Source organism: Brunnivagina elsteri CCALA 953 (assembly GCF_002289455.1).
In the GTDB taxonomy this organism is placed as follows: Bacteria; Cyanobacteriota; Cyanobacteriia; order Cyanobacteriales; family Nostocaceae; genus Brunnivagina; species Brunnivagina elsteri.
Genome location: NZ_NTFS01000331.1, coordinates 1 through 7676 on the forward strand (window position 1 = coordinate 1; position 7676 = coordinate 7676).

4 protein-coding genes are annotated in these 7676 nt (G+C 37.0%); 2 read left to right on the forward strand and 2 right to left on the reverse strand.

What is annotated here, in order from left to right:
- Together CK510_RS22780 and CK510_RS22785 are read right to left on the reverse strand one after the other, a co-directional pair.
- Nucleotides 1-3524: hypothetical protein (locus CK510_RS22780; protein ID WP_245912323.1), on the reverse strand; the 3524-nt coding region annotated here is incomplete at its 3' end.
- Nucleotides 3524-4450 carry a DUF11 domain-containing protein gene (locus tag CK510_RS22785; RefSeq protein ID WP_095723868.1) on the reverse strand — a complete coding sequence of 309 codons (927 nt, stop codon included), beginning with the start codon at nucleotides 4448-4450 and terminating at the stop codon, nucleotides 3524-3526. The genes CK510_RS22780 and CK510_RS22785, both read right to left, overlap by 1 nt.
- A 923-nt stretch (nucleotides 4451-5373) precedes the next feature.
- Between CK510_RS22785 and CK510_RS22790 the strand changes: the two genes are divergently transcribed.
- Together CK510_RS22790 and CK510_RS22795 are read left to right on the forward strand one after the other, a co-directional pair.
- Nucleotides 5374-6432: a glutathione S-transferase family protein gene (locus CK510_RS22790; protein WP_095723865.1), complete on the forward strand. Its 1059-nt coding sequence runs from the start codon at nucleotides 5374-5376 to the stop codon at nucleotides 6430-6432.
- 65 nt (nucleotides 6433-6497) lie between these two features.
- Nucleotides 6498-7382 (forward strand): lipid kinase, encoded by an 885-nt coding sequence (locus CK510_RS22795; protein WP_095723866.1) that lies wholly within the window; start codon nucleotides 6498-6500, stop codon nucleotides 7380-7382.
- The last annotated feature ends 294 nt before the right edge of the window (nucleotides 7383-7676 follow it).

Here is a 7676-nt window from a genome sequence, read left to right on the forward strand (position 1 = left end):
CTAGTAGTATTACGGAATGCATATTTGCCGTAAAACTCCCAACGCCAATTAGGTGCATAAATAGCCTCCGCAGAAAATAAATGCGCGATCGCACCGTTTCCATTTCCTAAAAGCAAATCGTCGGGGATGGTGGAGGGGTTTTGGCGGTATTCGTAGGCTAGTAAAACATTGAATTTATCATTGCTAGGGTCACGATATGCTAAACCAACACGTAAATCTGCCGTGTCTGCAAGTCCTTCTAGGAGTTGGTTGGCACCTCCAGCTTGTTGGTAGCGGGCTGCAACCGTCAGTGCAGGTGAAAGTTTTCCCGTTGCATTGGCAGAGATAACCATATTATTGGCTTCTTTCCCATCACGATATTCAAACCGAGCATTGGCTTGGAAATTGGGGTTATCGGTGTAGTCTAGTCCAATGCTGTAAGTGTTACCAGAGAAGAAACCCAGAGAAAATGCACTTTGTCCAGTGGTATATGGTTGGGCAAATCTAATTCCTGTTGAAGTGTTTCCGAAGATATTATTTTGGATTCTCTCATAACCCAGGTTTAGTTTAAGCCCAGGAGCAAGACGAATTCGGTGATTGAGTCCAACTGCCCCTTGGTCACTCATACCGTCACTACCTGCGAAGATAGAATAACGTCCAGTCAGGTTGGTATCTTCAGAGAATTTATGTTCGACTGTGGTATCCAAGCTAGTGATACTATTACCTTTGATGACTCCACCATCAAAGAATTGCTGTGTCAGTCGCATATTCATACCTGGATATAATGCCCAATCCAAACCCAAGGTAGTGCGGTTGGGATAAAATGCATCTGCTTTACCCAAATTGGTTTCGTTTTGTGCCTGGAATGTCAAAGATTCCGTCAGAGGAATACTCGCTTTAGATACAAGTTGACTGGTATTAGCGCTAAATTGTTTGTTAATTCGGTCATTTCGAGAATGATTGACATACTCTAACCCTAATTCAGCATCACCTAATTTCTGCTGTACCCCTACCCGGAATGTTTCCAAGGAATTATCGATTTTGCTACCTGGAGTTGGTAGTGGTTGGGGGTTGAATAAATCGAAGCTATCTATGTGCTGTGCAGGAGCAACCCCAAAATTCCTTTCCTTGTCATAACCAAGATTAAAACTTGTTGTATCAGTAAATTTACCAGTTAAAGAAGCTCCATAGCGAGTTTGTCCAGGAGCAAAACTCCAAGTCGCATTATTCGCAAAATTTTCAGAAACAGAACGGTAAAAAGCTTGTGTAGACAAATTAGGTGTGATGTTTCCCAATACCTCCACACGATATGCAGAACCACTGACATTTCCAAATGAAAGAGAATTGTGACGCGATCGCGCATACTCTCCAACAATTTGACCAGAGTTACCCAAGGGAACAAAAAAATCTGCACCATAAAGTTCAAAATCCTGTTCCCCTTGGTCTTCTTTGAGATAACTCCCGGCAATGAAAGGTGATTTCGGGTTTGAATTTTCTTCCCGGAAATTATACTGTACCCTTCCCCCATATAGCTTACTATCCCTACCTTTATCATTTTCGTAAGTCACCACAATTCGGTTTGCCAAAGTGGTATCAAAGGGATTGAGTTGAGTTGAAGTAATGCGATCGCGAAATAATAATGTTCCCCTGTCATAGTCAATTTCGTAATCTGCACCACGGGATAATGCTTTGCGTTTGACTACTGTTCCTGGACGGTTGATTTCTTCGGATTCAATAAATACATTCTCGCTACCGGGAATTACTAAGCGACGTGAAAGGAAGTAATAGCCGCTTGTACCATTTGGCGAAATTGTATCCCGTTGAAAACCTTGGATGTTGTTGGCAAACATACCAGTAACTTGCAAGTTACCCAGGTTGTAGTTACCTTTAAAACCGTGTAATTGTCGAGTGGTTGCGGTGAATAATTGGGATGCACGAGCAAATTCTTGGGTATTGTAGTCTCCCCACATGAAATAATCAGATTCTGCACCAGGAATGTTGGGAGTACGTTCAAATTTTGCATAAACACTATCAGTAGAAGGAGTTGTTGCCGTGACAGTAGATGTATCACCATACACAGGATAGGCTTTTTCACAATCTTGAATTCCCCCAAAAAGTCGCACATCACCATTACAATCTTCATTAAGAGGACGTTTACTATTAAATGCACCTGTAAATAGCCAATCTCCCACTTTTCCAGTTGCAAATACCGATGCATTTAAATCAACATCTGTAGTACCTATTTTTTTCGGGTTGAGGAAATCCCGATTACTACCCCAATAATTTGTACCACCAGCTCCTATTCGTAAATTTATAACCCCAGTCGCTAAGGATGGACGTAAGTTAGTAATAAATTCAACATTTGTATAGGTTTCTAATGCAATATTTTGAGTTAATACAGATGCACGAACTTTCGTATTTTGCGGTTCATAAGGTGCTTGTAAAGTCGCAGAAAACTTACCATTATTAGTTTGAATTTGAAATCCAGGTGCATCATTATCTTGGTCAGCACCAAGAAATTTCCCAGCAGTTGCATTCAGAGTGACAATTGTATTTTCGGGAATAATTTCACCTTTCTCATTGATGATTTTCCCAGAAAATTCAATTCGAGAACGTCCATCAGCAGGAATTCTCGCTTCCTCTACTGGTGTAATTATTAATTTGGCTTTTTGCTCTTTAAAATTGATTTTGATAGTACTAGATTTTCCATCTTGAGACTGAGCAACAATGATATTTTCGCCATTTTGTAGAGGTAAATCATACCAAATCTTTGTATATAACTGGCTTACTTCGTCCTTTTGTAAATAGCTAGAAATTTGAGAATTAATTTGTTTACCATTTAGCGTTACATTTACATCTAAACTAGAATGAAATTGAACCGCTAAATTTGTAGTTCTACTAGTTGTTTCTCCATTAGTAGGGGTAATTATTCTAACTTCTGGTATTTTTTGAGTTTTAGAATTAGCCCCTTCTTGTTTATAATCGGATTCACTTTTAAACTCAGGCTTATTACTAGATTCTGGAGGAATTACTTCTTTTTCCTTTGTCTTATCTATAAGCTCTTCCTTAGTTTTCTCTAATTTTAAATCTAATACTTCTACTTTCCCCTTCTTAACATTCGATTGAGAATTAAGTTTCTGACTTTGGATATTAGATTTTGACGACACCTCCACATTACTTTTAATTGGAATATTTCTAATTTTTCCCTCTTGAATAGGACTAACATTCAAATTCTGCAAAGGCAAATTATTTCCACCACTTCCAGAATTTTGAATTCGTTTCTCTATACTTTGACTTCCAATCTCAACCTTTTCCAAATCAGGCAAATCATCAGGTTGAGAAATCGCATTCTTCGGAGAAAAAACAATCTCCTTTTCCTCCTTCACAGGTACAACTAAATCCGAATTATCAGTAGACTTCGGAATATCCACAACCAGAGAATTTCCACCTTCAGCAGCAGCACTCGCACCAACAAAAACAGGAATAGTGCTACAAATACTTAATAAAGTTGCATCAAACTTTTTCACATCAAACTTCTTCACCATTACCGTTCCTCCCCAAATGCTGGAGTTACAGCAAAATTCATTCTTCCCATACTTCCAGGAGCCAATCTCACCAAACGAGACTGACTATTTTTATCAATTCTGTAAAGATTAGGAGCTTGAATATAACCAGGCAAACTAGTTAAATCCAAAGTTCCACTTCGGTTCCCAGCAATAACATTCGCAACTGAAAATATTCCATTCGCATCAGTAATAATACGATTGCCGTCATCCATATAAATGACCGCATTGGGAATACCCGGTTCACCTGATTGCTGCTCCCCATCAAAGTTCTTATCAACAAACACTCGACCAATTAAAATACCACAGTCAGAAAATATACTAGGACGAATTTTTAACTGATGACTTGCAGTATTACTTCTTGCCCTACCTGCTGTTGCTACTGCAAGGTTTCTCCCATTTCCCCGCATCCCATCGGGAGTAACAGTAGCAGCATAGACTAGATTTAAGATACCTTGAGGTGGAATACTTCCTGCAAAAGTAATATTAAAAGCACGATTATCTGACTTTGTAGCAGATACTGATATTTGAGTTATGACATTATTACTAATAATTGATGCTTGGAGAGATTTAGTTTCAAATACTAATCCTAAAGGTAGGGTATCTGTCAACGTCAAATTATTGGCATTTGCATTCCCAGTATTACGAATTGTGATGCGATAAAGTACAGTATCTCCAGGTTTTACAGCCACTTTATCAGCAGTTTTAGTTGTTCGTAATTCCGCAATTTCCGTAGTGAAAACAGCACGGTTTGTATTGGTTGATTGACTAAAACTGTCACTTCCAAATATAGCTGTATTCACAATCTCATCCGCAGCAACTGGCAAAATATAGGATACAATCATTCCGGGAAGTACTAGTATTAGGGAAAGACAATTATGCTTCCACCACTTAAATATTAATCTCATTTCAATATAGGTAATGGTTAAAAAATGAGTTTTGTTGCAGATTGACATAATTTTTCTACTAGTTGCAGAAATAACTATTAATTATTTTTGGTAATGCTGGAGAATGCAGAATATTCTCACAATAAAGTAAGTAATAAGCTATCAGTTTAGCCTTTCGTAATTCTTCTAAATCCTGAACCCTGAATCCGGATATTATTATTTTTAAGAAGATAAATGCCCTGGTTAATTGCTTAGGTTGATTTGTTAGATATATAGATAGATGCGACGACAACCTAAATCAAAGAGAGTTTTCTCTAAATACTAAATATAACCAGGTAAATATTAGTTGATAACGGGCATTTTACTGATTTTTATAACCATAGGAATAAGTGAGAAGTAAGTATATAAGCGTAGAAATACTTACGTATATAAATTTTTGATAAAGACAAGAAATTGAAATTGAACATCTTTAGTTTTTTAAGATTATATTTCAGGTAAATTTCTTTAATTTATTAGTTCAGTAATAAAAAATATTATTAAATCATATGACACTTCAGTAAATATACATAACAAACATATTATACGAATAAATAGAATTGAGATTTTGCCGAAACCCGATGTATATTAAAGCTTTTAGCTATAAATGATATGTTTTTTAGAGTTAATGCAAAATCTACTTGTATAAATACATACAATTAAAATTCACTAGTGCATTTGCAGAATATAATAGTTACGATTTATGCTCTAACATTGATATTTATCAAAGTTTATCTGAAGATATAGTTTAGGTAATTAATCATTAAAATATCCCTTAAGTAGAGATTCTTAATCCAATTTAATTAGAGAAAATAGAATTCCTCTGACGAGCTAAATAGTTTTTATGTAATATACTCACATCAATCAAATATGCAGTAATATTTGAGTAAACTCAAAAAAATTGTGTTATGTCACAGCCCCAATCTTATAGAAATCAAATAAAAACTCAGAGACTGGGTAAATCATTACCATCCGGATTTATTATTAAGACAGGTAAATTTGTTTGGTCAACAATGTGGCATATAATGATGTCACAACTTGCACCACCTAATAAATCTGGTGAATATATACGTCCGAATAGTCAGTTTCGGAATGTTATTAGCAGCGATGAAAATAGTAAATATAAACCAGAAGTATCTCGCTACCGTTTATATATTGGTTTAGGCTGTCCTTGGGCACATAGAACAACAGTTACACTTGCCCTCAAAGGATTAGAAAATACTATTTCTGTATCCATTGTCTCACCTTCCCCTGACAAAGGAATTTGGGTTTTAGATCGAGAAGAAGAAGCTTGTCAGACTGTACCAAAACTCTATAATTTAGCACAATATAATTTGACCCAATCTAGTTATAGTGGACGCTCTACTGTTCCTATATTGTGGGATACTCAAACTCAGACAATTGTTAATAATGAAAGTGCTGAAATTATTGTAATTTTAAATTCACAATTTAATGAGTTTGCAACTAACTCCATACTCAATTTATATCCCGAAGAATTACGAGAAAGTATAGATAAGTGGAATGAGAAAATATACCATGCAGTAAATAACGGTGTATATCGTTGCGGATTTGCACAGACACAGGAAGCTTACGAAAAAGCATGTAATGAATTATTTACAGCACTTGATGAAATTGATACAGCTTTAGGAACAAGTAGATACTTATGTGGAAACTTACCCACACTTGCAGATGTACGCTTATTTACTACTTTGTTTCGATTTGACGTAGTTTACTATGGGTTGTTTAAGTGTAATCGTCGTCGTATTCAAGATTACCAAAACTTAGGAGCATATTTACGCGACCTGTATCAACTTCCTGGTGTTGCCCAGACTTGCGACATAGAAAGTGTGAAGCGTGACTATTACGGTAACTTATTTCCCCTTAATCCAGGGGGAATCATACCATCCGGTCCCGATATTAGCAATTTACTAGAACCAACACAACGCGATCGCAATTTTGAATCCTGAATCCTTCTAGATAGATGCAATAATAGAATTAATATCCAACTTCCAAAGCACAAAAACAAACTGTTATGAACCAGCGAGCGCTGCTATTAGTGAATCGTCACTCGCGACAAGGGCAAGCAAAATTGGAAGAAGCGATCGCTTGTTTGAAAAAACTTGGTTTTGATTTGATTGAGGAAGCTACCGAACAACCCGAGCATTTAGCAGAAATTATTCATCAGTATAAGTATCAAGTTGATATAGTAATTGTCGGAGGAGGTGACGGAACTCTAAATGCAGCCGTAGATGGTTTGGTAGAAACGCAATTACCATTAGGGATTTTACCATTGGGAACAGCAAATGATTTAGCCAGAACTTTAGGTATTCCCAATTCCTTACCGGAAGCTTGCAAAGTCATTGCTACAGGTGAAATAAAGCAGATTGATTTGGGTTGGGTAAATGGTAAGCACTTTTTTAATGTCGCGAGTTTGGGGTTAAGCGTCAAAATTACCCAACGTTTGACAAAACAGGCAAAGAAACGCTGGGGTATCCTTGCTTATGCAGCCACAGCATTGCAAGTAATTTGGGAATCACGACCATTTAGTGCCGAAATTCGGGTTAATGGTGAATCGATTTCCGTCAAAACTGTACAAATTACCGTGGGAAATGGTCGATACTATGGTGGGGGAATGGCAGTAGTTCACGATGCCACAATTGATGACCAAAGGCTAGATTTGTACAGTGTTGAAATTCGGCATTGGTGGCAAATTATTCCACTCTTACCTGCAATGCGTAATGGAAGACACATTCATTGGCGAGAAGTACGGGCATTACAAGGACAAGATATAGAAGTATACACACGCAAACCTCGTCCAATTAATACAGATGGGGAAATTACAACCTATACACCAGCTCATTTTCGAGTAATTCCCCAGATATTGAAAGTGTTAGTACCAAAGATGAGTAAGGATTAAGGGAACACCAAGAGATATACTGCAAACTGCTTAAGATTTTAGGACTTACGCACTGTACAAACGAATCATCTTGTGTATTAACGTAAATACGTTATTTCAGACTTTTATAAACCCACTTTGTTAATTGCGATCGCTTGGTGGGAAGCCGAAAAATCAAGGTCAAAGCGCTGAAAACCATACCCCTTATTTTGATTTTTCTGTCAATGCGTAAGTCCTAAAGCCATACATTCTCATGTATTTGACGAGTCCGATAATGCTTGTGTAAGCAGCATTTACCGTCTTTAATTCGATACC

Excerpts from the sequence above, each read along its gene's own strand:
- CK510_RS22785 (WP_095723868.1), bottom strand. The coding sequence starts at position 4,450 with ATGAGATTAATATTTAAGTGGTGGAAGCATAATTGTCTTTCCCTAATA.
- CK510_RS22790 (WP_095723865.1), top strand. The coding sequence starts at position 5,374 with ATGTCACAGCCCCAATCTTATAGAAATCAAATAAAAACTCAGAGACTG.
- CK510_RS22795 (WP_095723866.1), top strand. The coding sequence starts at position 6,498 with ATGAACCAGCGAGCGCTGCTATTAGTGAATCGTCACTCGCGACAAGGG.